Raw genomic sequence first — 23962 nt, forward strand, 5'->3', positions numbered from 1 at the left:
GAGCGACTTGTACCGAGCGTTCGCACAGCGTCTCCGTCAGGAGAAGTCGAGGTAAGTCGAAGTGTGAGTGCTGAGTAAACAATACCTACTCCCTACTCCCAATTCCCTACTCCCCATTCCCTAATTCTCTCGAAACTATGCTGAGTGCATTAATTTTGCTGCCATTGTTAGGCGCAACTATCATTGGTTTTTGGCCTGCTGTTCTTGATGGCAAACTTGCCCGTAGTATGGCGTTTGTCTGTGCTGGTATTACCTTTTTGTGGTCAGTTTTTCTCGCCATTCAATTTAACCCAGGAGAAATTAGTCAACAGTTTAGTGAGTTTATTCCTTGGGTAGATGCCATCGGGTTAAGTTACAACCTGGGAATTGATGGTTTATCTTTGCCCCTACTGGTTTTAAATGGACTGTTGACTTGTATTGCTATCTCTAGCAGCGATATTTCCCAACCAAGACCCCGATTGTATTACTCGCTCATCTTACTGTTAAGCACAGGGGTAACAGGCGCTTTTTTGGCACAGGATTTACTATTGTTCTTCCTGTTTTATGAACTGGAACTGATTCCCCTGTATCTGCTAATTGCCATTTGGGGTGGTGCGAAAAGAGGTTACGCCGCGACTAAGTTTTTAATTTACACAGCCATATCTGGGATTTTGATTTTGGCAAGTTTCCTGGGTATGGTTTGGCTGAGTGGCGGTTCCAATTTTGCCTTAGCCAATTTGAATGCTGCTTCTTTACCACTAGCCACACAAATCTTATTGCTGGTAGGAATTTTGGTCGGCTTTGGGATTAAGATACCGTTGGTTCCCTTCCACACTTGGTTGCCTGATGCCCACGTTGAAGCTTCCACACCCATTTCTGTATTGTTAGCTGGGGTGCTGTTGAAGTTGGGAACTTACGGCTTATTGCGGTTTGGAATGAACTTGCTACCCGATGCTTGGAGTTATGTTGCACCTTGGTTAGCAACTTGGGCAGTAGTGAGTGTGCTTTATGGTGCATCTTGCGCGATCGCCCAAACTGACATGAAAAAAATGGTAGCCTATAGTTCAATTGGACACATGGGCTATGTATTATTAGCTGCCGCTGCTTCTACACCTCTGAGTGTCTTGGGTGCTGTAATGCAGATGATTAGCCACGGTTTGATTTCTGCCCTGCTGTTTTTGTTGGTTGGAGTTGTCTACAAAAAAGCAGGTAGCCGTGATTTAGAAGTGATTCGTGGCTTATTAAATCCTGAACGCGGAATGCCTGTGATTGGTAGCTTGATGGTTTTGGGAGTCATGGCCAGTGCAGGTATTCCAGGAATGGTAGGCTTTATTTCAGAATTTGTGATTTTCCGCGGTAGTTTTGCCATTTTCCCGGTGCAAACCCTACTATCTATGCTGGGGACTGGTTTGACTGCGGTTTATTTCTTAATTTTGATGAATCGAGCCTTCTTTGGGCGCTTATCTGCACAGGTAGTTAATTTACCACAAGTTTATTGGAGCGATCGCCTGCCATCTGTAGTGTTAGCTGTACTGATTGTAATTTTAGGTATTCAACCTACTTGGTTATCTCGCTGGACTGAACCAACCATCACCGCCATGATGAATGTAGATAAGGTAGTGGCAACAGTCTCTATAGAAAAGGCAAGCAAAAACAATTCAAGTCAAAAGTAAGAAGTAAAAAGTAAAAAATTTTACTTTTGCCTTTTTATTGACTCATTCCCAATTTGGAGAACTGGCAATGGTAACTATTCAAAATAAACCTGGCTCACATCCTTTAGCTGAGTATGTAGAAAGATTGCAAACAGGCGGGGCATTATTACCTGAGAGCAAGGAAAATGTTTTAGAAGTAGTTGGCATTCTGAAAAGCTATGGTGTGGTTTTAGATGCCTACTCTAACAATCTTATATATATTGCTGATCATCAATTTTTAGTATTTTTTCCTTTTTTTAAATACTTTAACGATGAATTTTCCTTGGCAAAATTACTGCGTCACTGGTGGCATGATCGCATCAATTATGAATATGCCGAATATTGCATGAAAGCCATGATGTGGCACGGTGGTGGTGGTTTAGATGCTTATTTAGATACCAAAGAATTTCAAGAACGTGCCAAAGCAGTTATCACGGCCAAATTTAAAAATAATCCCTTTGTTTTAGGATTAAACCAATTATTCCCTGAGTTTTTAACGGAACAATTGCGAGTTTCGGCTTACTACAGTGGTTTAGGTCAATTTTGGCGCGTCATGGCTGATATTTTCCTCAGTTTATCTGACCGCTATGACAACGGCGAAATTACATCAATTGCCCAAGTTGTAGACCACATTAAAGCAGGTTTAGTAGCCGATGCCCTCAAGCCAATTACATATTCTGTCAAAATTCAAGATAAAGTCTACGACCTTATCCCTAAAAGTGTTGGTTTAACATTTTTAGCAGATACAGCTGTGCCTTATGTTGAGGCCGTTTTCTTCCGGGGAACTCCATTTCACGGCACAGTTTCTTACAATGCCCAAGCTTATCAAATTCCCCCAGATCAAGGACGATTCCAGTATGGTGCATTGTACGCTGATCCTTTACCAATTGGCGGTGCTGGTATTCCTCCTACCTTACTGATGCAGGATATGCGCCATTATTTGCCAGAATATTTGCACGCTGTGTATCGTCGTCGTCTGCGTGGAGAAGATGATTTACGAGTACAAATCTGTATTAGTTTCCAAAAGTCAATGTTTTGCGTGACGACAGCCGCAATTTTAGGATTGATGCCTTACTCTGCGGACACTCAAGAACCATCTGAACAAAATGCCAACCGAGTTTATCTAGAAAAGTGGATGGATAGATTTACAACCTCACGCTTAAATGATGTTAATAGTTAAAGTGTTGAGTGCTGGACACTGAGCGCAGTCGAAGTGTGAGTGCTGAGTGCTGAGTGATGAGTAATGAGTGATGAGTAAAAAATTTAATCCTACTGACTAGTCTCTAGCCTCTAATCCCTAGCCTCTTTTACTCACCCCACACATCTAGTAGTCTCAATTTCGATTGCGTCAGAAATAAAACAAACTCCGCCAAACTTATTCAGAGTTTGTCTGACATTTGACTCTACCAAGGGCAATTTTTCAGGTGGAAAAAAGGCAATGATATAAACATTGTCTAGCATTGTCATAGCTAAATCATTGGTGATGGTGCCTCTTGTACCTTTGCCGGCTACATCTTTGATAACTGAATGTCCCCTTACGCCTGCCTTTTCTAAAGATTCTAAAATTTTACCGAGTTCAACATAATTGGCAAAGATTTCTATCCGTTTTACAGGCTGCATAATCTTACCTCCAAAATAGATTAATGCCGTATAAATAGAGCGGGATGCCGACAATGATATTAAAAGGAAAAGTCACAGCTAACGCCGTCGAAACATACAAACTTGGATTCGCTTCTGGGACGGTGAGGCGCATAGCTGCTGGTACAGCAATGTAGGATGCACTGGCACACAGCACAGAGAATAACAAGCTATCTCCTTGGGACATTCCGATCGCTTTCGCAATTAATAAAGCTATGCCAGCATTAAAAATTGGTACTAGTATCGCAAACAAAATCAGGAAAAACCCAGTTTTTTGCAAATCTTTTATTCTTCTGGCAGCTAAAAGTCCCATATCCAATAAAAAGAACGTCAGCACACCATAAAACATATCTTGGGTAAAGGGTTTTAAGGTTTGCCAACCATGTTCTCCGGTAAGAATACCCATGAACAAGCTACCAACTAACAAAAATACTGAACTGTTTAGAAAAGCTTCTTGTAATACTTCTGACCAATTAAATTCGCGATCGCTTTCATCAACGGTAAAAACCTTAACTAATATTAACCCTACGACAATTGCTGGTGATTCCATTAATGCCAAGGCTGCAACCATAAAACCATCAAAACTCATTCCTAGTTGCGTTAAAAAAGAACTGGCAGTAATAAAAGTTACAGCACTAATAGAGCCATAAGTAGCTGCGATCGCGGCTGAATTGTAAGTATCAAGTTTAATTCTCAGAATAAAAAATGTGTAAACAGGAACAATACAAGCCATTAACATCGCGGCTAAAAGCGTCAGGATAACTGATTGAGTAATTCCACTTTTAACCAGTTCCACTCCACCTTTAAACCCAATGGCAAATAACAAATACAACGATAATAATTTCGGTATTGGTGCAGGAATTTCTAAATCTGTTTTAACTAATACTGCCAAAATACCTAAAAAGAAAGCTAACACAGGTGGATTTAAGATGTTGGATACAATCAAGCTGACATCCATAATTCCACCATGCCTCCAAAAATTAGCTGAATACTCATAAACAAGTTTAGGGTAATATCGTACACATCGAAAATTCTTGGGAATATATTCAGCAAGGTTACAGGTTACAGGTTAGTCAATAAGATTCAATTTTTTACTCAGCACTCAGCACTTTTTCTTGCATGTTTTACTGACAAACATTTCTATCGTCAGAAGGACGCGGGATGTGCGGAATTAGCGTAATTTTATGCTGGTGTTGATTACTTGAGTTTTTTCAGGTAGTCCTAATGGAACTCTTAGGTAAACAATAGTTTTTATTTATCTCAATTTACCTATACATAAGGTTTTTTCTGAAATTTTAAATAATCATAACTTATTATTACACTGACAAATTTAGGGGTTAAAACTACGAAAGCTGATGTTGCCGCGATCGCCATTGCTTGACTTAGTTTATACACATTTTGGTTTCCTCCAGATATAATGCAAGCAAGTACTTGCATGAAAAGCCATGTCCCAATCTGAGTTCCCTGATTCACAGTTTCCGCTTGAAATAGAACAGCCTGTTACTCCGGACTCTCATCAGGCTCAACCAACAGATTCTCCAGCCGAACCAAAACATATCTCCCCAGCGAAGAAAAAGCTGCTTTGGCCAATAATTTTAGGACTCCTGCTGCTATTTACGGGTTTGCGTGCAGGTTGGCAATGGTGGAAAACTAACCCAGCGAGTAATGCACCTGCTGGGGCAGCAGCTGGGCAACCGATGGGAGTTCCTGTGAAATTAGCCACTGTGGAGGATGCAAAAATTCAGGAAACGTCAGAATTAGTTGGGACTTTGGATGCACCACGTTCAGTCACACTCAAGCCAGAAATTGACGGACGCATCACACAAATTTTATTTCGAGAAGGCGATCGCGTTTCTCAAGGACAAGTCGTGATTCGCCTGCAAAGTGATGATGCAGCAGCGCAGTTACTCCAAGCCAAAGCCTCGCTTGAACAAGCCCAAGCACGTCTGGCAGAACTGAAAGCAGGTACACGCTCAGAAGAAATTGCCCAAGCCAGAGCGCAGCTATCACAAGCCCAAGCGCGTTTACGAGATGCTCAAACAGGTTCTAGTCCCGAAGAAATGGCTCAAGCCGAAGCCCAAATAGAAGCTGCTAAATCTGACTTAGCCCTAGCCAAATCCCGCGCCGAACGCTACGAAAACTTACAAAAACAAGGCGCGATTTCCGAAGATCAGATGGAAGGCTATCTCAAAGAACAACGTAGCGCCGCCGCCGCCTTAGTAGTAGCCGAAAAACGCCTAGAGCAACTCAGCAAAGGTAGAACTTCCAATATCAATGAGTTGCAAGCAGCCGTTGAACAGCAAAGACAAAACTTAAGACAACTAGAAAACGGCCCCCGTCAAGAAGAAATAGCCCAAGCGCGATCGCAAGTTACCCAAGCCGCAGCTCAAGTCAAAGCCGCCGAAGTACAATTGCAATACACCAACGTCCGCGCTCCCTTTACTGGCCTTTTAGGCGATATCCCGGTAAGAGTCGGAGAATTTGTCAGCAAAGCCGATAGCCTCACCACCCTCACCAGAAATGACTCTTTAGAATTAAATATCTCTGTCCCTCTCACTCAGTCCAAGCAATTACGTGTCGGTTTACCTGTGCAGATGCTTGATACTCAGGGGCAACCTACCGCTACAGGTAACATCAGTTTTATTTCGCCCAATGCCAATTCTACTTCGCAAACAGTTTTAGCCAAAGCCACCTTTAGAAATGGTGGTAGACAACTATTGAACCGTCAGTTAGTCCAAACAAAAATCATTTGGGCTGAACGTCCCGGAATTTTAATTCCTGTAACAGCAGTATCCCGTCTTGGTGGAGAAGCATTTGTATTTGTGGCTCAAGCACCGGAAAATCCCAAACCCGGAGCGCCAGCTTTAGTAGCTTTGCAAAAACCAGTCAAATTAGGAGCCATTGAAGGCAGTAATTACCAAGTGCTAGAAGGACTCCAAGCCGGAGACAAGATTGTAGTTTCTGGCATCCTCAACTTAACCAACGGCGCACCCATAACCCCGACTCCCTAAAAAAGTATGAATGATGAAGTCTGAAACTTCATACTTTATGCTTCATACTTCATACTTTACACTTCACACTTCTAATTATGTTTGTTGATTTCTTCATCAAGCGACCAGTCTTCGCTACGGTCTGTGCCATTATTATTCTGCTGGTGGGATTAATTAGTATTCCCACGCTACCCATTGCCCGATTTCCCGATATTAGTCCCACACAAATTAACGTTACAGCTAACTACAGTGGAGCCAGTGCCGAAGTTGTAGAAAGCGGTATCACTAATCTCTTAGAAAGACAAATTAATGGTGTTGAAGGTCTCAAATATATGACCTCCAGCAGCAGCAACGACGGTACAAGCAATATTACAATTACCTTTGATGCTTCACGAAATAAAGACTTAGCTGCTGTTGATGTCCAGAATCGGGTTTCCATTGCCGAGGCACAATTACCAGATGTGGTGCAACGTACAGGAGTTAGAGTCAGCAAGCAATCCAGCAATATTCTGTTGGGGATAGGTTTATATACCGAAAATAACGAGTATGACAACACATTTTTAAGCAACTATGCTGACTTGTACATAGCTGATGCACTCAAGAGAGTCAAAGGTGTTGGAGAGGTCAGAATTTTTGGTGAACGCCGCTATGCAATGCGCCTGTGGTTAGATCCAAATCGGTTAGCAACTCGTGGATTAACCACAGAAGATGTCACTACAGCATTAGCACAACAAAACTTGCAAGTTGGTGCAGGCAGAATCGGCCAAGAACCTGCACCCAAGGGACAACAATATCAAATTGATGTGCGTGCTGCCAGCCGACTTACAGAACCCACAGAATTTGAAGACATTGTTCTGAAAACAGAAGATGATGGAACTTTAGTTAAACTCAAAGATGTTGGTCGTGCCGAACTAGGGGCAGAAAATTACAACACGTTTCTGCGATATCGGGGTAAAGATGCTGTTGGCTTAGGCATCAATCAGGTTCCTGGGAGTAACGCCTTGGATGTAGCCAAGGGAGTTAAAGCCGCGATGGCGGAACTAGCTCCGAGTTTTCCACCAGGGATAAAATATGAAGTAGCTTTTGACACAACTATCTTTGTCGAAGAGTCGTTAGCAGAAGTAGTTAAGTCTCTGTTTGAAGCCGTTGTGCTGGTTGTAATTGTGATTTTTTTGTTTTTACAAAACTGGCGCACTACATTGATTCCAGCACTGACGATTCCCTTTTCTTTAGTCGGGACATTTGCTTTTGTTAAAGTTTTTAATTTTTCGATTAATAGTTTGACCTTATTTGGTTTGACTCTGGGAACAGGGATGGTGGTAGATGATGCGATCGTGGTTGTGGAGCAAATTAGCCGATTTATTCAAGATAAAGGCATCAATCCCCGCCGTGCTGCTAGTGAATCAATGGCGGAATTATTTGGTGCTGTAATTGCGACTTCCTTGGTATTGATGGCGGTGTTTGTCCCGGTAGCGTTTTTTCCAGGAACAACAGGCGCACTCTACCAGCAATTTGCGCTGACAATTGCCTTTTCCATTGCTATTTCTACGTTTATCGCTCTGACGTTAACACCTTCATTGTGTGCTTTGCTACTACGCCAAGGACAAAGACCTACTGGTTGGCTTGGCTGGATTTTTGGACATATTAACAGATTTTTGGAGTGGGTAAGACAAGGATATCAGCGATCGCTTGGTTTTCTCACACGCATTAAAAGTGTGATTATTGGTCTATTTATCGTTTCTTTGGGATTGACTGCTTGGTTGTATACCAGCGTCCCAACGGCATTCCTCCCCGACGAAGACCAAGGTTACTTCATCACAATTATTCAAGGGCCGCAAGGAGTATCGCTGCAATACACCAGCGATGTTATGTCCAAAGTTGAAAAAGAAATCTTGCAACTTCCCGAAGTCGTTGGAACTTTTGCAGTTGGCGGTTTTGGTTTCAGTGGAAGTACTGCCAACAGTGGTATTATCTTTACTACCCTAAAAAATTGGGATGAACGTAAACGACCAGATCAGACAGTCCAAGCCCTCATCGGTAAACTACAAGGCAAGTTTTTCGCCATTCCCGAAGCCAGAGTCTTTGCTGTCAACCCCCCAGCAATTCAAGGTTTAGGTAACTTTGGTGGTTTTACCTTTCAACTCCAAGACCGCAGAGGTAACGGTGGCTTAGATAACCTAGTGCAATCAATGGGTCAATTGCTTGGTCGTGCCAATCAAACTCCTGGACTGCAACGTGTATTCACCACCTTTGCCGCTAATACACCCCAGCTACTTGTAGAAGTAGACCGCAACAAAGCCAACGCCCTGCAAGTTAATGTAGATGATATCTTTACTACCTTACAAACTGCCTTGGGGTCGCAATATGTCAATGACTTTAACCTCCAGCAGCGGAACTATCGGGTATATGTCCAAGCTGATGAACAGTTTCGTTCTAACCCCCAAGATATCGGTAAACTCTACGTTCGTTCCCGCAGAAATGAAATGATTCCGTTGAGTAATTTGGTGAAAATTACTCCCACCACAGGAGCGCAAACCATCAACCACTATAATTTATTTCGCTCCATTGAAATCAACGGTGCCGCCGCGCCAGGCTTTAGTTCTGGAGACGCTATCCAAAAAATGGAACAGGTAGCAAAACAAGTTTTACCCCCTGGTTATGGCTACGAATGGTCAGGTACATCTCTAGAAGAACTCGCCTCTGGCGGTTTAGCACCCGTGATTTTTGGTTTAGGATTAGTCTTTGTCTTCTTAGTATTAGCGGCTCAATATGAAAACTACATCGACCCTTTAATTATTATGCTGTCAGTGCCTTTAGCAATTTTTGGCGCACTGTTAGCCCAATCAATGCGGGGTTTTCCTAACGATGTATACTGTCAAATTGGTTTAGTCATGTTGATTGGTTTGGCAAGTAAAAATGCAATTTTGATTGTAGAATTTGCCAACCAATTGCGAGACCAAGGACTATCAATTACCAAAGCAGTTATAGAAGCTTCTCAAGAACGGTTACGTCCAATTTTGATGACGGCTTTTTCCACACTTTTAGGGATTTTTCCCTTAGCAGTAGCCACCGGTGCCGGTGCAGGTAGCCGTCAATCTTTGGGAACAGCCGTATTTGGTGGAATGTTAATTGCAACATTCTTAAGTTTGTTTGTAGTCCCTGTTTTATATATTGTGATTAAGTCGCTGACAGAACGATTGATTAAACCACGTCACGAAGAAACAACGTATTGAATGAGGCAAAAGGCAGAAGTCAGTTTTCCTCCTGACTTCTGCCTTTTGCATTCAAAGATAAAGTTTTACTTGCTACTGCTTGGGAAAGCCTTCAACAGAAGGGGACTTAGCAATGATTTCTGACTGACTAACGACTACCAGCAATAACTAGTCGTTCAGGAAAAGCACTATCTAACATAAACTCTGGTTCTACAGGAGATGCAGACATCTGATTTAATGATGTGTGATTAATGCCAGATCCGACAGTCATATTATTAGTTAAAGTTGTTGCAGTATGAAAGCCTGGTATAGAGTAACCAAAAGCAATTAATCCAGATGCCAGAGAGGAGGCAATTAACTGAGAGTAGAATTGTGTTGTCATAGTCTCCTCCTCTGATAAACAATGCTGGCAATACAGCCACAATTGTTAATAGGAAGAACATTGTCTGAGTATGCACATGAGAGACAGGACTTATACCATTTTGGATTTTAGATTTTGCGGAAAGTTGCGTGCGGAGAGAACTTGCGTGCGCGGGTTCCCCCCGTTGAGCAAACTTTCCAAGACAGATTTTGGATTGATACCATTTCACTTCAAGGGGCGACAATCGCATCTGTGGTTCCATATTTCGTCACTTGTGTGTAAGTCTTGCAACAGTAAAAACCCTGGCTTCTTAGTAAAACCAGGGTGAGATTAAAATTAAGCTCCATTTTTTGTGAAATTGGATGCTTTCTATTGAGGTGTAGTCACTTCTGAGGTGTGATTGATTGGTTGCAGTAGATTTTTTTCTGGAACTAATGGTGCTTCAGCCACTTCAGTATCTAATTTTACGCCCTCTGTTGTTAATAAACTTACCCAATCAGCTTTGAGTGCTGAATCTTGAGGGCTAGAGTAGCGTAACTGTGCCAAAGTATTAAGAGCATCTTGCCAAATGCCAGCATCGGCATAAAGTTTCAAGCGTTCTGGCAAAGAAGCTTTGTCTACTTTACTCATCAATTGTGGATTATCAACCCGTTGGATAGTTCCTTGAACTAACTTATCCGAGGAACGGTCTTGAGTATTACAAATTATTGAAAAGTTCCAGCGATATTTTTGACCTTTAGCAAGGGTATTAGCTGGGAGGCTTACACCAACTACACCCGCATTACCATTGGGTTTGTACTTTTGTTTGTACACCTCTTGCTCATTGTCATCTTGAACAACTAATTCTACTTCTGGTGCTTTATTTTCAGGAATATAAAAATATAAGGTAGGGTTAGCTACAGTTGTTAAACCAATATTGGAAATCGGCACAATAGCAGTCAAATACTGATTTTTCGCAACACAATTTACCCCCCGTGAACCCCCCGGAACTCTTCTACCAGGGCCTTTACCTAAATCTGGTAAATTAATCTTAACTTCTGCTTGTACTGGTAATAAAGGACTGACAATTGCTAATCCCACAATTGCAGAGATTGCGGTAGACAAAAATTTTCGTGGTAAAAGGTTGTTCATAAATTATGTACTTCTGGGTTAGAGCTTAAAAGTTGTGCTTGTTGTGGGACTGTAATGCTTCTGGTGGAGGAATTAAAGGCTGCCGTACAATTTGTTGATTTAAGCGAACACCTGGTGTAGTTAACAATTCTTGCCAATCAGATGCTATTTCGGAATTATTCGGAAGCAAGTAACGTCTTTGTGCCACAGTCGCAAGGGCATCATGCCAAATACCTGCTGCTGCATACAAAACGGCACGTTCTTGTCGGGTTGCTTGTTGTAATTTTTTTACTAGTTGCAAGTCTGGTAGGATACGTTGCACCACACCAGCTACAACTTTATTTTGAGATTGATCTGTAGGATTACATATTACAGAAAATGTCCATTTGTATTGTTTGTTAACTGCTAACAAATTAACAGGCAGCCGTATGCTAATTATGCCAGCTTTGTTATTTGGTTTATATTTTTGTGTGTAAACCTCTTGCTCAGTTTCATTTTTAACAACTAACTCTAACTCTGGTGCAGAAGTTTGGGGAACGTAAAAAAACAAGCTCGGATTGGAAACTGTGGTTAATCCTAATTGAGATTCGGGAATTAAAGCTGTAAAAGGTATTTTACCTCGTAAACACTGGCCTGTAACTGGTACTGGGCTAGTGTTCTGTTCTGGCGGAATTGTATTTTCGACCGGATTACCTCTAATGCGACCCGGAGGTGCTACTATCGGTGCTGGTTGTGGTTGAATGTCTATGTTTGCATTCTCGTTCAATGGCGGTTCATACGCTCTCGTTCCGGCTGGTATCAATCTCCGTGGACTACCAAGAACCGGAGGAAGAAAGATAATTTTTTCTCTTGCTACTGCGGTATTTACTGAATAAATACCAGTCATACCGACTGTAGTGGCTAAGATTGTTATCCCGATTTTTTGTAGTTTTGGGGAGATCATCTGCTTAAATTCTGCTATGAGGAAATGTTGCTCAATTATTTAACAACAGTTTTGGAGCTTCTTTTTGGGGAATTAAAGGTTTCTGTGCTATTTGTTTATCAAACTCCACTCCTGGTGCTGTTAATAATGCTTCCCAATCAGCTTTGACTTTGAAATCATTTGGTCTTGATGATCTTAATCTTGCTAAAGTATCAAGGGCATCATGCCAAATGCCAGCTTCTGCGTATAGTTGCACACGCTCTTGCAAAGTAGCTTGTGCTAGTTTTTTCATCAGTGAAGGGTTTTCAAAACGTTGGATAGTACCTTGGACAAGTTTGCTTAAAGCAGGATTTTGGGGATTACAGATAATTGAGAAATTCCATATATACTTTTGGTTTACGGCTAAAGTATTTGGTGGCAAATTAATTCCCACTATTCCGGCTTTAGTGTTTGTTTGGTACTTCTGCTGGTAAATTGTTTGCTCATCTTCATTTTGAATCACTAATTCCAGATAAGCACCAGTATTTTGAGGAATAAAAAAATATAACGTGGGATTGCCTATGGTTGTTAATCCCACGTTGGATTGTGGAATTAGGGCTGTAAGATTTTGTTTGTTGGCTATGCAACTTCCGCCTCTTGTGGCTGCTGGGACTCGGCGATTAGGCTTACCTAAAGAAGGTGGTAGATTTAATCTCACACGAGTAGCAGACTGGACTGTTCTTTGAGGCTGTCCCAGATTATTTGGCAGAGTTTCTTTTTTTTGCTGGGCTATTGCAATGTAAGTAGGAGAGAGAAAAGTTAACCCAAAAGCAGCTGTGAAAAATGTAAGCCAAGTTTTTGGCGGCATTGTAGCGGGCATTAAAGTATACTCCTACTATTGCGTAATTTGCATAAATTTATTTAACTATATTCCCCCAAACCACTCATAACCTTCGTCAATCCAATATCCTTTTCTGCTGCTGAGAGTACTAGTTAAAGTGACACGAGTTACCCATTTAGATTGTTTGTAACCCAGTTTGATGGGAGAGGCTAAACGTAATGGCGCACCGTTTTCTGGTGATAAGGATTGACCATTTTTTTGATAAGCCAACAAGGTTTGAGGGTGTAATGTGGAGGCTATGTCCCAGCTTTCGTAGTAGTTATCAGCAGATTCAAAGTAGGCGTAACGCACTTGAGATTTTGGTTGGGCTAATTTGATCAAGTCACTCAAGCGCACACCCCCCCACTGAACGATCGCCGCCCAGCCTTCGACGCACACATGACGAATTACCATTGAGTTAAAGGGCAGTTTTTGGATATCTGCCATGCTTAATTGCATTGGCTGATTGACTTCACCATCAATAATTAGGCGAAATTTGTTGGGGTCAATTTGAGGAGTACCATTAAAGCTATTAATTAACAGTGCATTTGGTTCAATCGCACTGATGGGAAATTCGGGGACTGGTGTCTGTGGTTTAAGTAATAATTCTCCGACTTTCAGGTTCAGTGGTTCTGTCAATTTACCGACTGGCTCTGAGAGTAAACTTGTACCACAACTACTGAGGAGTAAACCCATGCTTGACACTCCCGATAGTTGCAACAAGCGGCGGCGTGTCAATAGATGGCGCGGTGCGTTGAATTCTTCCATACCACCTCTTTTAAGTAAACATTGATTTAATTAGACGATAGCCCCCAACTTTTTGGGATAGCAGAAAATGACCAATGACAAAGATGATAACTATGGGTACGGTAATAAAGTGAATTACTCGTAAGGTTTGCCAACTACCAAATAATCCAGACAACCAATGCAGTTGAGCTGGTTTGTACATTGCCACACCGGAGACGATCGCCAAAATTAATATTGGTACAATTCCGGTATAAATTAACCGATGCCAAGCATAGTTTTTCCGTTTGGGATTCTGGCCTTTCTGTAAAACTTGCAAGTCACCTTGGGAAACAAATCGCTTTTCCCAACGCCGCGTTGAAAATATGTAAATGCCATAAGCTAATAAATTCAACGCAAACAACCACATGGCTGCAAAGTGCCAATTGCGTCCACCGCCTAACCATCCTCCGAGTAAGAATGTGCGGGGAAATGTCCATCCGCCTCGTCCACCAAACACAGGGTTAGCATTGTAAATTTGCAAGCCACTGCCAATCATCAAGAATAAACTGATGATGTTGAGGCCATGAAAGATTTTAGCAGCCAATTCTTGTTTCGGCCCTGCCGGAGGTTTGCTACGTTTACCAGCTTTTGAAGCAGCCATAGAAAATCCTAATTTTTGTATTCAAACTGATAATGTCTCAGGTGTTCTACTGCCTTATTTTTATTGGGTAATAATTGCTCACTAATACTTATATCAGGTTTATTTAGCCACTTTATGCGTTATTGAGATTAGTAATAAAATGATTACAAAACTATTTATCTATTCCCGATGAATAAAGATTAATTTGTCGGCAGATGATTACTTGAAGGCTGCATAACTAAAGGTGGCGTTAAAAGTCAGACACCAAATTACTGCACTGGCAAAATCTGCAATCTTGATATTCTTGGAGATGGCATAGCGTTGGCTACCAGAAGTTTTTTGTAAGCGCCCCAAACTGACGTACTCTTTTTCAGTAATGCCGTAAATTTTGGGTTGCTGTTGCCGATGTAAAATTACTAACAAGTCTGGCCCACTGTCAGTTTTGAAGTTTTGATCAAATTCCAAAAAGGTTTTACCATTTTCGGTAATAATGCTTGCATTACCTTGAGTGATGTGTTCTCCTTTGACAAAATTACCAGATTTGACAATTTTAGTTGGGGTTGCAGTTGTGGAAGTTGCGGGTTCTGTGGCTTGAACGCTTTCTAGAACTGGAATTGTCGAATTACCAGTCGGTTTTGTCTGTACTTGGGTTGTACAACCCATAATCGCTACAGCCGCCAAACTCAAAATTAGTAATTGCCTGTGCATAGCGCCAACGCCTCCCAATACTCATCGAAACATGAGCGCAGTCTGCAATTACTGGCTGCGCTCAATTCGCTGCTCATTGATGTTGCATTTTTCTGTGTAGTCATGATTGCAACTTACCATGAAGTTACTATTAACTACACTGAAAGTAGCGGTAAACCCTGAAAATTTAGCAAGTTTTTATAAATTTCCTCAAGAATTTTATTTGCTTTTTAGAGAATTTACAGAGGGAGGCGGGGAAACATGGGAGCTAACCACAGTTGAATCTGCACATCCCAACCCAAGAGAATGGCGATCGCAGATGCGGCTACCAAAACACCACCCACTCTATGTAACATTTCACTGCGTGATCGCAACCCTAGCAAAGATTTGCTGGCATAACGCCCAGCATAAGCGATCGCTAATAACGGTAACGCTGCCCCTACACCAAAAGCCAATAATAGTGCAAATGTCCCAAAAATTTCATGCTTGCTGGCTGCCAAAACTAAAATGCTCCCCAGCACAGGCCCAGCACAAGGAGTCCACAATAAACCAAGCTGAGTGCCTAACCAAAACTCTCCGGCTAATCCTACCCCTGTATTTCTTTTAATCCTGCCTAATTGCAAATAACTCAGCAGTAAATAGCTCCATTTAGGAAAGATTGCTAACACACCCATGAGCAATAAAATCAATATGCCCAAATAACGTAGAGTATTAGCCAACCCAGCTAACCAACTGCTGGCAATTCCTAGCACACTCCCGGCTGTGGCAAATCCACCGACTAAACCCGCTACTAAGGCTACAGGCCCATAACGGTGGGTAGAAAGCGATCGCCCCACTAACACAGGCAAAACCGGCAAAACACAAGGTGACAGTACTGTTAACGCTCCCGCCAAAACTGCTAACCCGGCTGATAGGGAAGTGATTGCCATCTCAACTTATCCTAAAAGCTGACGGATCATTTGTTCTGTATCGGAATAAGCACCTTCACCGATGTGATCGTAACGAATTACCCCTTGGCGATCGGCTAAAAACAAATGCGGCCAGTATTCGTTTTTATAAGCATTCCAAGTTTGAAATTCGTTGTCTATTGGTACTGCATAGTTAATTTTGTGCTTTTTCAAAGCTTGTTTGACGTTGTTGACCACTTTTTCATAAGCAAACTCTGGTGTGTGGACACCGACGATTTTTAAGCCTTTATCAGCATATTCTTGATGCCAACGAGTCACATAAGGCAGGGTACGCTGACAGTTAATGCAGGCAAATGTCCAAAACTGCACTAACACCACACTACCTTTGAGGTCAGCAGTGGTTAAGGGTGAGGAATTTAGCCACTGAGAAATGCCTTGGAATTCTGGAAGCAGTTTTGCATCAGGAGGTAAGGCGGCGGTAGTATTTTGCGCTGGAGTACTAGAGTTAGCAGTTGGCGCAACATTTGTAGGTGTGGAAATAACGCTTTTCTCAGAACATCCAGATGCGATCGCTACTCCACCTGCTCCTATCGCTCCTAACCCCAGATAAGTAAGCAGTCGGCGGCGCTTGATGAAATATCTATCCATAAAGCAATCCTTGTAGTTATGAAGATATAGTTCAATACTTCTTGGTTTCGGATGATTACGGAGATACCGAAACAGCTTTTCGGAGAAATGGGTGCGTACACAACGCACCCATAAATCAATGGCTTTGGTAATTTTTATCTGTGTTGAAAAATCGTTCTAATCTAAGAACTTTTACAGTATAAAAAATTACCATTTTTACATCAAAGTTTTCCAGAACGGTTACAAAAAGTTTTTCAGCGATGCTTGTATGCACAAGTGGCTTCAGGATACAAACTTCTTAATTATTAATGATGTAAAAACAGTCTTTTTAGGCAATGTATCCTCAGCGACGCAAAATATTAGGGTGTTTTAGCTGGTGCTGGTTTAGTAGCATCTTCTTTCTTCATAGCGTCACCATCTTTCTTCATAGCGTCGCCTTCTTTCTTCATAGCGTCACCATCTTTCTTCATAGCGTCGCCTTCTTTTTTCATAGCGTCGCCTTCTTTCTTCATAGCGTCGCCTTCTTTTTTCATAGCGCCGTCATTCTTCATAGCGCCGCCGTCATTCTTCATAGCGTCGCCACCAGTGTTAGAAGCAGGAGCAGCCGAAGGAGCATTATTGGGAGCAGCTTGATTATCACCAGCGCCAGAGCAAGCAACTAAGCTACCAACCAAAGCAAGACTCGCAATCACACCAACAAATTTTAACTTCATCATCTTTTGGAACCCCTTAAAAGTCTTACTAAAGAAATAGACAAGGATCATCCTGTATAATCATACGGATGGAGCCAGATTTTGATAACAAATTAACTTTTTTTTTTAATTACTTTGCAAAAATTAATTTTACTTAACTATCTGACTTCATCTTGATGATTGAGAAATGTCTATTGATTAGTACACTAATATCGTTGGGGATTACGCAAAAAGTCAAGACTTCCAGATATATTGTCTGATGTACACCCAAATTTTGGGCTGTTGCGAATGGGTGTAAGGGTGTCAAAAGAGGCGAGGGAGCAGAGAGTCAAGGGGATGAGTCTGAGGCGGAGGTTGTAACCTGCTCCAGATGAACAGTTTTTTAACTCAGCAATTTTGATTCAATTGGGTTTTTGGGAACTGCTGCATTTCTACTATCGTCACAGCTACCAACAAAAACCCAATTGTTTGAGTTAAGGAAATTTATAGATCGGTTTTGATTTTGATTTTACCAACGGCTCTACCAACTTTCTCCCATGTTCTCGCTGTTTCTACGTCTTGCCAATTGGTTCTCAAATGTTCGGCTTTCTCGTAACAGACCTGCGAAAGTATACTAAGCACACCAGATAAACTCATATTCTCAATCATTATCTCTATGTCGCTTTTGTCGTACATTTTTACAACTCCGAAGCAAAAATTTTTGAAACAGCTTTGATATAAGTAATCATCTACCAAATTTGGTAGTGATAATACCTGGAATTGCACTATCTCGTCATGCGGCAATGGGATGAATTAAAAATTACACGGAGTATAGGCAAGATATACTTCTGATGGATAGGTGAGTGATGAGTCACCGAAGTTTGCTCAACGGGGGGAACCCTCCGAAGTTTGCTCAACGCGGGGAACCCGCGCACGCAAGTTCTCTCCGCACGCAACTTCTCGCTGAGTGCTGAGTAGAAACTTAGTATGCTCAGGTGTTTCAACTATAAATAACCTCTGCTTCGATTGCGGTCAGTAACCAGGGTGTATGTATCCACAACCCATACACCAATACACCCCTAAACTCTTACACCCGACTTCAACAAACATCATCCTTAGCTTGCAGAAGTTGATACTGTCGCCATTTTTCTTGTTGACGGACTCGTTTTTCTGCCGTGAGTTGCTCAAAACAGTAGGGACAAGAAATACCCTCTTCATACTGAGGCGAGGCTTTATCTTTGTCAGAAATTGGATGTCCACAACAAAAGCACAATTCATGGCTACCAATTTCTAAACCATGACTCACAGCTACCCGCTCATCAAAGACAAAGCATTCGCCTTCCCATAAGCTTTCGGTGGCGGGAATTTCTTCTAAGTATTTTAAAATGCCGCCTTTGAGGTGATAAACTTCGCTGAATCCTTGAGCAAGCATAAAGGATGAAGCTTTTTCGCAGCGTATTCCCCCCGTACAAAACAAAGCTATTTTTTTGTGTTGATTTGGGTCGAGGTGATGCTGGACATATTCTGGGAACTCCCGAAAAGATTGTGTGTGGGGGTTCTCTGCGCCTTGAAAAGTCCCAATTTTGACTTCATACTCGTTGCGTGTATCAATTACTGTCACTTCTGGGTCAGAAATTAATTCATTCCATTCAGATGGAGTGACGTAAATACCTACTTGTTGATTGGGGTCAACTTCTGGCAAACCTAAAGTCACAATTTCCGACTTTAAACGCACCTTCATTCTTTCAAAAGGTGGGGTTTGAGCATAAGATTCTTTGTATTCTAAATCTGCTAAACGGCGATCGCTACTTAAATAAGCAAAAACAGCATCAATTCCTTGACGCGAACCGGCAATTGTGCCGTTGATACCTTCTGCTGCTAACAAAATTGTCCCTTTAATACCTTGTGCTGAACAGAAAGATAGTAAGGGTTCTTGTTTCTCGGCAAAGTCAGGCAAACTGACAAATTTATAAAATGCTGCAACAATTTGGGTATTTTCTTGGTTCATCCCTTTGGAAATGGAACAATCTTCAGGTACGATATTTAAAGTAGTTAAATTTAACTACATTTTTAATTGTACGGGGGTTTAGCTCAGTTGGTAGAGCGCCTGCTTTGCAAGCAGGATGTCAGCGGTTCGAGTCCGCTAACCTCCATGTTTAATAATGGGTGCAAGGGTATAAGGGTGTAGGGGTTGTGAACACCTACATCCTACTTTGTACAACATCCAAGATTCCTTGATCACCGTCTAATGTGACTTCTACACCCACTGGTAAAGCTGCATTTTCTTCGCCGTGACCAAAAGGTAAATCTGAGATAATGGGAATGCCTAAATCGCCCAAGCGATCGCGCACAACTTCCTCCACACTAAAGCTAGGTACATTGGCGGGAGGTTCGCAGCGAGTGAAGCCGCCTAGAACTATTCCCCGCACTTGGGATAAAACTCCACTCAACCGCCACTGGGTCAGCATCCGGTCAATTCGATATGGTGCTTCGGTGACATCTTCAAAAGCTAAAATCACATCTGTAAAATCAGGTTGTAGTGGTGTACCTAAAAGATGAGTTGCAACTGTCAAATTACCCGGAAGCAAAATTCCTGTTACCACTCCACCACCCCAACCACAGCCTTTAAGTGGGTTGATTGGTTTCCCTTCTACCCAATTCAATAGTCGTTCTCTTGACCAGTCTGGTTCATTAGCAAATGTGGTCAACACAGGCGCATGAATGCTAGAAATTCCGACATTAAACAAACTCCACAACAAAGCTGTAATATCCGAAAATCCAATTAACCATTTTGGCGTTGTTGAGTGACTCTGCCAATCCCAACTTTCTAAAATGCGAGTGCTACCAAAACCACCTCTAGCGCAGAGAATTCCACGACAATCAGGGTCAGACCAAGCTGCGGCTAATTGATGACGGCGGATTTCGTCTTTATCGGCTAGATAGCCCCAACTTTGGTCAATATTCGGACTAATCTCCACACGATAACCACGCGATCGCCAAATTTCTATACTCTGATTAAAAGCATCAAATTCTCGCAAGGCACCACTAGGCGCAATTACACGCAATAAGTCTCCAGGTTTTAGGGGTGCAGGTAATATTGCTGATTTCATCAATAAAGTTTTCAGTAGTTAGAATTAAATAATTCACAAGACTCCAACTATATACTTTAGTCTTGACGATGTACACTCATACCAATTGATCACAAAAACAGAGTCAATCGTTATTATCGACTCTGTTGCACAGGATACTGCAAAAATTAAAGAGAAATTATCTTTGAGGTGTATTAGTTGGGGTAGGTGTACTAGTTGGGGAAGGAGAAGGACTTTGCTGTGCAATTTCAGCATTTAGTTGATTGGCATCTGGAAAATTGGAAAATAAAATCCCCCCAACAACAGTACTGGCCAGCACTGCTATAACCATAGATGCTGTACTCTTCATCACAATTTCCTTTTTGCAGAAATTTATGACATCTATTCTGATCAATCTGAAAAATTATGCTATCTCGCTCAAGAAATAAGCAGCAATTGATGGTTTCGTAACATTAGATAGATGGTAGATTCAGGTTGATTTTGTAGTCAGAGCGATCGCTCGGCAAAACTAGATAAGTTAAAAGAATTCTAAATTTTATATAAAGTAAAAATTTATTATCGGAATTTGGGAAAACTAAATACGGCAATACTGGCTTTTTTCGTACCTGAATTTGTAACTATAGTTCAGGGCGAAGCTGGGAAATATAACCCAAAAAATGCAAAGGATTGATTTTATGCTTGCTATACATAGCATGACAAATACTAATGAGCTTAATCTGCGATTAGAGTCAACTTTGCAAGAAGTACCTATGTGGGAAGTTCAGCTGGAATTAGATTGTCCTGGAGATGAGTTAATTAGACTTTTTAGTCAGGAACCTTTACTTCCTGGAATTATTTTGACTAAAAACCAAGCTTTTATGGGAATGCTGTCGCGGCAAAAATTTTTTGAAAATATGAGCCGTCCCTATAGTTTTGGTTTATTTTCCCGCCGACCTATTGAAAATTTATATAACTTTCTTCAGCCCGATTTATTAGTCTTATCTGGAAAACTCAGTGTTGTCGCAGCCACAGAAAAAGCATTACAAAGGTCAATCAATTTGGTATATGAGCCGATTCTTGTATTAACTGATACTGGAAAGTATGGTTTAATTGATTTTCATCAATTACTGTTGGCTTATTCCCAAATATATGCTTTGACTTTAAATCATTTGCAATTTGTAGAAGAACAATCACAAGTTGCTAAAGCTGGTTTTCAAGATTTGCAAAATAACTATACTCGCTTACTCCAAAGTGAAAAAATGGCGGCTTTGGGGCAATTAGTGGCTGGTATTGCTCATGAAATCAATAATCCAGTCAATTTTATCGCTGGGAATATTGTTCACGCTATTAATTATACTCAGCATTTATTAGAACTAATTAGTTTATATCAACAATATTATCCTGCTCCTGAAAAAACAATTCAAAATACAATCTCGAAAATAGATTTAGATTATGTCACTGTGGATTTTCCAAATTTATTGGCATCAATGAAATTAGGTTGCGATCGCATTCAGCAAATTGTCCAATCTTTACGTAATTTTTCGCGTCTTGATGAAGCTGAGAAAAAAATAGTTGATATTCACGAAGGTATTGATAGTACTCTACTGATTTTACACAGCCGCATCAAAGAAGAAATCAACGGAGAACACATCAATGTGATTAAAGAGTATGGCGATATTCCAGCCATAGAGTGCTACCCTGGACTACTCAATCAAGTTTTTCTGAAAATCTTGACTAATGCAATTGATGCTTTGCAAGCATCTCAACCACAAAACTCTGGAGTATTAACTAAACCCATCATTAAAATTGGTACAGAATTCACTGATGAAAACCATATCAATATTCGGATTATTGATAATGGAATTGGTATTCCAGAAGAAATCCAAAAATATCTTTTTAACCCATTTTTTACGACTAAACCAGTCGGTAAAGGTACAGGATTAGGACTATCTATTAGCTATCAAATTGTTGTAGAAAAACATGGTGGACAATTACAGTGTCTATCTAATGTAGGCAAAGGAACTGAATTTATTATTCAAGTTCCTGTCAAACTTTCATAGTGTACAAAGATGATTGATGAAGACTGGTTATAAGGGTTCAAGGGTTTTGGTTCACTGATATCTATAGACTCTTATTCCAACCTACTTGCAAATTTTCATCAAATCATGGCAGTATATCTCTGCACATACTAATCAAAGTGCGATTGAGTATCAATACTATTGATGTTTCTCAAAGAAAATTTTATGAACAAAAAATTGCAATTTAGCTTCATCGTACTTGCAGCGTTAGGAAATTTGGCTACGCCATTGATGGCTAGGGCTAATTTTAATGGCAATCTCACTGTAGAAATTGATGGCTTAAAAAATACAGAGGGACAAGTTTGTGCCAGTATATTTGCCAGCAGTCAAGGATTTCCTAGCGATCGCGATCGGGTTTTAGAAAGACAATGTACTAAAATCACCGAAACATCTGTCACTATCACTTTTACAAACTTAAAAGCAGGTAACTACGCCGTCGCTGTGATGCACGATGAAAATAACGACTTCACCGTAAATCGGAGTGACATAGGTTTTCCCCTAGAAGGTTTTGGATTTTCGCAAAACCCCGAAATTCGTAACCGAGCGCCTAAATTTGACGAAGCTGCGGTTCTAGTTGCAGGTGCGAATACAGATATCAAAATTCATCTGAAATATTTATAAAGCTGATTTACCGGAATCTTGTTGAATATCTTCTGGTAGATTTGGTTGAACTGCCAAGCCACGCATTCGCTTCATCTGAGTTAAAGCATACTTCGCGGTTGCTTGTACTTCTGCATCTGGATCTTCGAGTGCGTGGCTTAATATCTGACTCATTTGCGCCATCGTATCGTAAACACGAGTTAAGTCACGGATGGCGTTTTGCCTTACTTGGGGACTGTCATCTTGCAAAGAAATAGCCAAAGCCCGGTTAATTGGCTTGAGAACACGGGTGCTAATTTCGGACAACGCCGCCAAAATTAAGCTGCGTTGCTGAGAGTCAGCATCAATCATTAAGTCTAGTAAAGGTTGAATGGCGCGAGAATCTCCTTGCTGTCCTAAGTCCCAAATTGCTTTGCGCCGCTTACTGGGGTCGGTACTGTGTAAATCTTTAACTAATTCATCAACAATATTCAGTTTGGCTAAACGAGAAGTTTTTTCGATTGGGATAATTTTTGCTGGTACGGCTGATGTAGTTTCTGGTGCAGTGGTTTCTGGAGTAGCTGTTGTGCTTTCCAACTGTGGTAGCGGTTCGGGAACTGACTCTTCAGCTGCTGGACTCAAGGCGGGAAGTGGATAATCTTCTGGTATTTGGGCTTGCTTAGACTGACGCAATCTTTTTAAGAAAAATAGCAGTGCGCCAAGACTGCCGAAAATTCCCACTCCTAGTAATGACCACCAAACAAAGTCTTTTTTCTTGGACTTGGCTGGAGGTTGAGATTTAGTATTTGGGGTGGGTGAGGCCAAAATTGGCGAAGTTGGAAACGGACTTTGTGAAACAATAGCAGCTTTGAGACTCATCTGTGTTGTCTGGTCAGCAACGCCATCTGTTCTTTTTAAAACCTTGGTTTTTTGAAATTGAGAGACAGCTATTTGCGTACTAGAGCCGTAAGTACCATCTATCGTCCCTTTGTAAAAGCCTAAATCTTGCAATTGAGATTGTAATTTTTTTACTTCCAGCCCCTGACTACCCAATGTCAGAACCCCTTGCTTGGTAGGCTGTGGGGAATTGAATTGGGCAATTTTTGGGTATGTAGGGTTAGATGTGGCTGTACTTGGACGGTTTGGGTAAAAACCCAGACTAGTAAACCAGATGAATACCAGGATAGAGGAAGGACATCGCCTCATATTGCAAGCT

At 41.3% G+C, this 23962-nt stretch carries 23 protein-coding genes and 1 tRNA gene; 7 read left to right on the forward strand and 17 right to left on the reverse strand.

The genetic code is table 11. From position 1 onward, the window contains the following. The first annotated feature begins 137 nt into the window (after nt 1-137). Entirely contained in the window at nt 138-1652 is a 1515-nt protein-coding gene (locus H6G75_RS09720; RefSeq protein ID WP_190979735.1) for an NADH-quinone oxidoreductase subunit M, read from the forward strand. 67 nt (nt 1653-1719) lie between these two features. Continuing rightward, the gene (locus tag H6G75_RS09725; protein ID WP_190979736.1) at nt 1720-2850 is read left to right on the forward strand and encodes a CO2 hydration protein; all 1131 of its coding nucleotides are present in this window, start codon (nt 1720-1722) and stop codon (nt 2848-2850) included. A gap of 131 nt (nt 2851-2981) precedes the next feature. Here the strand turns inward: H6G75_RS09725 and H6G75_RS09730 are convergent, their stop codons facing one another. The 3 genes from H6G75_RS09730 to H6G75_RS33500 all read right to left on the reverse strand — a co-directional run bounded on the left by H6G75_RS09730 (nt 2982) and on the right by H6G75_RS33500 (nt 4703). Next, entirely contained in the window at nt 2982-3290 is a 309-nt protein-coding gene (locus H6G75_RS09730; protein ID WP_190979737.1) for a P-II family nitrogen regulator, read from the reverse strand. 4 nt (nt 3291-3294) lie between these two features. After that, nucleotides 3295-4266 carry a sodium-dependent bicarbonate transport family permease gene (locus H6G75_RS09735; protein WP_190979738.1) on the reverse strand — a complete coding sequence of 324 codons (972 nt, stop codon included), beginning with the start codon at nt 4264-4266 and terminating at the stop codon, nt 3295-3297. 311 nt (nt 4267-4577) lie between these two features. Next, nucleotides 4578-4703: a hypothetical protein gene (locus tag H6G75_RS33500; protein ID WP_277884085.1), complete on the reverse strand. Its 126-nt coding sequence runs from the start codon at nt 4701-4703 to the stop codon at nt 4578-4580. Nucleotides 4704-4753: 50 nt separating this feature from the next. Here H6G75_RS33500 and H6G75_RS09740 point away from each other — a divergent pair, with 50 nt between their 5' ends. After that, nucleotides 4754-6319, forward strand: coding sequence for an efflux RND transporter periplasmic adaptor subunit (locus H6G75_RS09740; RefSeq protein WP_190979739.1), 1566 nt, complete (start codon nt 4754-4756; stop codon nt 6317-6319). A gap of 77 nt (nt 6320-6396) precedes the next feature. Then, on the forward strand, nt 6397-9531 hold the full coding sequence (locus H6G75_RS09745) for an efflux RND transporter permease subunit (protein WP_190979740.1): 3135 nt from the start codon (nt 6397-6399) through the stop codon (nt 9529-9531). A 127-nt stretch (nt 9532-9658) separates the two neighbouring features. On the opposite strand, the gene H6G75_RS09750 is transcribed toward H6G75_RS09745, so the two are convergent. From H6G75_RS09750 to H6G75_RS09800, 11 genes are all read right to left on the reverse strand, one after another. Continuing rightward, nucleotides 9659-9892, reverse strand: coding sequence for a hypothetical protein (locus H6G75_RS09750; RefSeq protein WP_190979741.1), 234 nt, complete (start codon nt 9890-9892; stop codon nt 9659-9661). A gap of 348 nt (nt 9893-10240) precedes the next feature. Then, nucleotides 10241-10975 (reverse strand): DUF928 domain-containing protein, encoded by a 735-nt coding sequence (locus H6G75_RS09755; RefSeq protein ID WP_242051495.1) that lies wholly within the window; start codon nt 10973-10975, stop codon nt 10241-10243. Nucleotides 10976-11027: 52 nt separating this feature from the next. Next, nucleotides 11028-11924 carry a DUF928 domain-containing protein gene (locus H6G75_RS09760; RefSeq protein ID WP_190979743.1) on the reverse strand — a complete coding sequence of 299 codons (897 nt, stop codon included), beginning with the start codon at nt 11922-11924 and terminating at the stop codon, nt 11028-11030. 31 nt (nt 11925-11955) lie between these two features. Next, nucleotides 11956-12762 (reverse strand): DUF928 domain-containing protein, encoded by an 807-nt coding sequence (locus H6G75_RS09765; protein WP_190979744.1) that lies wholly within the window; start codon nt 12760-12762, stop codon nt 11956-11958. A gap of 45 nt (nt 12763-12807) precedes the next feature. Continuing rightward, entirely contained in the window at nt 12808-13530 is a 723-nt protein-coding gene (locus H6G75_RS09770) for a molybdopterin-dependent oxidoreductase (protein ID WP_190979745.1), read from the reverse strand. Nucleotides 13531-13540: 10 nt separating this feature from the next. Continuing rightward, nucleotides 13541-14149 (reverse strand): cytochrome b/b6 domain-containing protein, encoded by a 609-nt coding sequence (locus tag H6G75_RS09775; RefSeq protein ID WP_190979746.1) that lies wholly within the window; start codon nt 14147-14149, stop codon nt 13541-13543. 198 nt (nt 14150-14347) lie between these two features. Beyond that, a complete protein-coding gene (locus tag H6G75_RS09780) occupies nt 14348-14836 on the reverse strand; it encodes a DM13 domain-containing protein (protein ID WP_190979747.1) in 489 nt (162 codons plus the stop codon). Nucleotides 14837-15054: 218 nt separating this feature from the next. Beyond that, entirely contained in the window at nt 15055-15744 is a 690-nt protein-coding gene (locus H6G75_RS09785; RefSeq protein ID WP_190979748.1) for a cytochrome c biogenesis CcdA family protein, read from the reverse strand. A 6-nt stretch (nt 15745-15750) separates the two neighbouring features. After that, on the reverse strand, nt 15751-16371 hold the full coding sequence (locus H6G75_RS09790) for a thioredoxin family protein (RefSeq protein ID WP_190979749.1): 621 nt from the start codon (nt 16369-16371) through the stop codon (nt 15751-15753). A 338-nt stretch (nt 16372-16709) separates the two neighbouring features. Next, complete coding sequence (locus tag H6G75_RS09795; RefSeq protein ID WP_242051496.1) at nt 16710-17066, reverse strand: hypothetical protein; 357 nt, start codon at nt 17064-17066, stop codon at nt 16710-16712. Nucleotides 17067-18120: 1054 nt separating this feature from the next. Next, on the reverse strand, nt 18121-19029 hold the full coding sequence (locus H6G75_RS09800; protein WP_190979750.1) for a rhodanese-related sulfurtransferase: 909 nt from the start codon (nt 19027-19029) through the stop codon (nt 18121-18123). A gap of 72 nt (nt 19030-19101) precedes the next feature. Here H6G75_RS09800 and H6G75_RS09805 point away from each other — a divergent pair. Further along, nucleotides 19102-19174 (forward strand) — tRNA-Ala (locus H6G75_RS09805). Between the two features lie 48 nt (nt 19175-19222). Here the strand turns inward: H6G75_RS09805 and H6G75_RS09810 are convergent. Then, nucleotides 19223-20131 carry an LD-carboxypeptidase gene (locus tag H6G75_RS09810; RefSeq protein WP_190979751.1) on the reverse strand — a complete coding sequence of 303 codons (909 nt, stop codon included), beginning with the start codon at nt 20129-20131 and terminating at the stop codon, nt 19223-19225. A 157-nt stretch (nt 20132-20288) separates the two neighbouring features. After that, entirely contained in the window at nt 20289-20459 is a 171-nt protein-coding gene (locus H6G75_RS09815) for a hypothetical protein (protein WP_190979752.1), read from the reverse strand. Between the two features lie 325 nt (nt 20460-20784). Between H6G75_RS09815 and H6G75_RS09820 the strand changes: the two genes are divergently transcribed. Both H6G75_RS09820 and H6G75_RS09825 read left to right on the forward strand, forming a co-directional pair. Further along, on the forward strand, nt 20785-22149 hold the full coding sequence (locus H6G75_RS09820) for an ATP-binding protein (protein ID WP_190979753.1): 1365 nt from the start codon (nt 20785-20787) through the stop codon (nt 22147-22149). Nucleotides 22150-22332: 183 nt separating this feature from the next. After that, on the forward strand, nt 22333-22788 hold the full coding sequence (locus H6G75_RS09825) for a DUF2141 domain-containing protein (RefSeq protein WP_190979754.1): 456 nt from the start codon (nt 22333-22335) through the stop codon (nt 22786-22788). Here the strand turns inward: H6G75_RS09825 and H6G75_RS09830 are convergent. Then, nucleotides 22783-23952 (reverse strand): peptidoglycan-binding protein, encoded by a 1170-nt coding sequence (locus H6G75_RS09830; RefSeq protein WP_190979755.1) that lies wholly within the window; start codon nt 23950-23952, stop codon nt 22783-22785. The two genes, H6G75_RS09825 and H6G75_RS09830, sit on opposite strands and share 6 nt — an antisense overlap. Nucleotides 23953-23962 lie beyond the last annotated feature (10 nt).

This window comes from Nostoc sp. FACHB-280 (assembly GCF_014697615.1).
Taxonomy (GTDB): domain Bacteria; phylum Cyanobacteriota; class Cyanobacteriia; order Cyanobacteriales; family Nostocaceae; genus Nostoc_B.

What these genes read in the sequence shown, in the direction of transcription:
- H6G75_RS09730 (WP_190979737.1), bottom strand. Translation starts at nt 3,290, where the DNA reads ATGCAGCCTGTAAAACGGATAGAAATCTTTGCCAATTATGTTGAACTC.
- H6G75_RS09725 (WP_190979736.1), top strand. Translation starts at nt 1,720, where the DNA reads ATGGTAACTATTCAAAATAAACCTGGCTCACATCCTTTAGCTGAGTAT.
- H6G75_RS09785 (WP_190979748.1), bottom strand. Translation starts at nt 15,744, where the DNA reads ATGGCAATCACTTCCCTATCAGCCGGGTTAGCAGTTTTGGCGGGAGCG.
- H6G75_RS09830 (WP_190979755.1), bottom strand. Translation starts at nt 23,952, where the DNA reads ATGAGGCGATGTCCTTCCTCTATCCTGGTATTCATCTGGTTTACTAGT.
- H6G75_RS09825 (WP_190979754.1), top strand. Translation starts at nt 22,333, where the DNA reads ATGAACAAAAAATTGCAATTTAGCTTCATCGTACTTGCAGCGTTAGGA.
- H6G75_RS09750 (WP_190979741.1), bottom strand. Translation starts at nt 9,892, where the DNA reads ATGACAACACAATTCTACTCTCAGTTAATTGCCTCCTCTCTGGCATCT.
- H6G75_RS09760 (WP_190979743.1), bottom strand. Translation starts at nt 11,924, where the DNA reads ATGATCTCCCCAAAACTACAAAAAATCGGGATAACAATCTTAGCCACT.
- H6G75_RS09820 (WP_190979753.1), top strand. Translation starts at nt 20,785, where the DNA reads ATGCTTGCTATACATAGCATGACAAATACTAATGAGCTTAATCTGCGA.
- H6G75_RS09800 (WP_190979750.1), bottom strand. Translation starts at nt 19,029, where the DNA reads ATGAACCAAGAAAATACCCAAATTGTTGCAGCATTTTATAAATTTGTC.
- H6G75_RS09765 (WP_190979744.1), bottom strand. Translation starts at nt 12,762, where the DNA reads ATGCCCGCTACAATGCCGCCAAAAACTTGGCTTACATTTTTCACAGCT.
- H6G75_RS09810 (WP_190979751.1), bottom strand. Translation starts at nt 20,131, where the DNA reads ATGAAATCAGCAATATTACCTGCACCCCTAAAACCTGGAGACTTATTG.
- H6G75_RS09815 (WP_190979752.1), bottom strand. Translation starts at nt 20,459, where the DNA reads ATGAAGAGTACAGCATCTATGGTTATAGCAGTGCTGGCCAGTACTGTT.
- H6G75_RS09790 (WP_190979749.1), bottom strand. Translation starts at nt 16,371, where the DNA reads ATGGATAGATATTTCATCAAGCGCCGCCGACTGCTTACTTATCTGGGG.
- H6G75_RS09745 (WP_190979740.1), top strand. Translation starts at nt 6,397, where the DNA reads ATGTTTGTTGATTTCTTCATCAAGCGACCAGTCTTCGCTACGGTCTGT.
- H6G75_RS09735 (WP_190979738.1), bottom strand. Translation starts at nt 4,266, where the DNA reads ATGGATGTCAGCTTGATTGTATCCAACATCTTAAATCCACCTGTGTTA.
- H6G75_RS09770 (WP_190979745.1), bottom strand. Translation starts at nt 13,530, where the DNA reads ATGGAAGAATTCAACGCACCGCGCCATCTATTGACACGCCGCCGCTTG.
- H6G75_RS09740 (WP_190979739.1), top strand. Translation starts at nt 4,754, where the DNA reads ATGTCCCAATCTGAGTTCCCTGATTCACAGTTTCCGCTTGAAATAGAA.
- H6G75_RS09720 (WP_190979735.1), top strand. Translation starts at nt 138, where the DNA reads ATGCTGAGTGCATTAATTTTGCTGCCATTGTTAGGCGCAACTATCATT.
- H6G75_RS09795 (WP_242051496.1), bottom strand. Translation starts at nt 17,066, where the DNA reads ATGATGAAGTTAAAATTTGTTGGTGTGATTGCGAGTCTTGCTTTGGTT.
- H6G75_RS09780 (WP_190979747.1), bottom strand. Translation starts at nt 14,836, where the DNA reads ATGCACAGGCAATTACTAATTTTGAGTTTGGCGGCTGTAGCGATTATG.
- H6G75_RS09775 (WP_190979746.1), bottom strand. Translation starts at nt 14,149, where the DNA reads ATGGCTGCTTCAAAAGCTGGTAAACGTAGCAAACCTCCGGCAGGGCCG.